Source organism: Nocardia sp. NPDC051929, from assembly GCF_044548645.1.
Classification (GTDB): domain Bacteria; phylum Actinomycetota; class Actinomycetes; order Mycobacteriales; family Mycobacteriaceae; genus Nocardia; species Nocardia sichangensis.
Window position 1 is genome coordinate 1 of sequence record NZ_JBIUCG010000061.1, and the last position, 1573, is coordinate 1573.

Here is a 1573-nt window from a genome sequence, read left to right on the forward strand (position 1 = left end):
TCGTGAAAGGATGTTCCGGCGGTGTCCTACTCTCCCACACCCTGTCGAGTGCAGTACCATCGGCGCTGGCAGGCTTAGCTTCCGGGTTCGGAATGGGACCGGGCGTTTCCCCACCGCTATGGCCGCCGTAACTCTATGAAACTATCCACACCCCCAACCCACACCCGAAGGATATGGGACTCCACCACAAGGGACAGAGTGTTTTCGGGGGTATCTGTGTGTTGTTTCAGATACCGCACAGTGGACGCGTAGCAACCTTTGTTGGTAAGTCCTCGGCCGATTAGTACCGGTCACCTCCACACGTTACCGTGCTTCCAGTTCCGGCCTATCAACCCCATGGTCTATAGGGGGCCTTAACCACTCGAAGGTGGTGAGAAACCTCATCTTGGAACAGGCTTCCCGCTTAGATGCTTTCAGCGGTTATCCCTTCCGAACGTAGCCAACCAGCAGTGCCCTTGGCAGGACAACTGGCACACCAGAGGTTCGTCCGTCCCGGTCCTCTCGTACTAGGGACAGCCTTCCTCAAGTTTCTGACGCGCGCGGCGGATAGAGACCGAACTGTCTCACGACGTTCTAAACCCAGCTCGCGTGCCGCTTTAATGGGCGAACAGCCCAACCCTTGGGACCTACTCCAGCCCCAGGATGCGACGAGCCGACATCGAGGTGCCAAACCATCCCGTCGATATGGACTCTTGGGGAAGATCAGCCTGTTATCCCCGGGGTACCTTTTATCCGTTGAGCGACACCGCTTCCACATGCCGGTGCCGGATCACTAGTCCCGACTTTCGTCCCTGCTCGACCCGTCAGTCTCACAGTCAAGCTCCCTTGTGCACTTGCACTCGACACCTGATTGCCAACCAGGCTGAGGGAACCTTTGGGCGCCTCCGTTACATTTTAGGAGGCAACCGCCCCAGTTAAACTACCCACCAGGCACTGTCCCTGAACCCGATCAGGGTCCGAGGTTAGAAGTCCAATACGACCAGAGTGGTATTTCAACGACGACTCCACGAACACTGGCGTGCCCGCTTCACAGTCTCCCACCTATCCTACACAAACCGTACCGAACACCAATACCAAGCTATAGTGAAGGTCCCGGGGTCTTTTCGTCCTGCCGCGCGTAACGAGCATCTTTACTCGTAATGCAATTTCGCCGAGTCTGTGGTTGAGACAGCAGAGAAGTCGTTACGCCATTCGTGCAGGTCGGAACTTACCCGACAAGGAATTTCGCTACCTTAGGATGGTTATAGTTACCACCGCCGTTTACCGGGGCTTAAATTCTCAGCTTCGCGCCCGAAAGCGCTAACCGGTCCTCTTAACCTTCCGGCACCGGGCAGGCGTCAGTCCGTATACATCGTCTTACGACTTCGCACGGACCTGTGTTTTTAGTAAACAGTCGCTTCTCTCTGGTCTCTGCGACCACACCCAGCTCGGACCGTAAAGATCGTCACCAGACGTGGTCCCCCTTCTCCCGAAGTTACGGGGGCATTTTGCCGAGTTCCTTAACCACAGTTCTCTCGATCGCCTCGGTATTCTCTACCTGACCACCTGTGTCGGTTTGGGGTACGGGCCGTGT

At 56.3% G+C, this 1573-nt stretch carries 2 rRNA genes (1 of these 2 cut by a window edge); both read right to left on the reverse strand.

Annotation, left to right across the window (positions count from 1 at the left end):
• Window positions 1-13: 13 nt before the first annotated feature.
• A 5S ribosomal RNA gene (gene rrf, locus ACIHAX_RS37705) occupies window positions 14-130 on the reverse strand.
• 130 nt (window positions 131-260) lie between these two features.
• A 23S ribosomal RNA gene (locus ACIHAX_RS37710) occupies window positions 261-1573 on the reverse strand (it continues 1901 nt past the right edge of the window).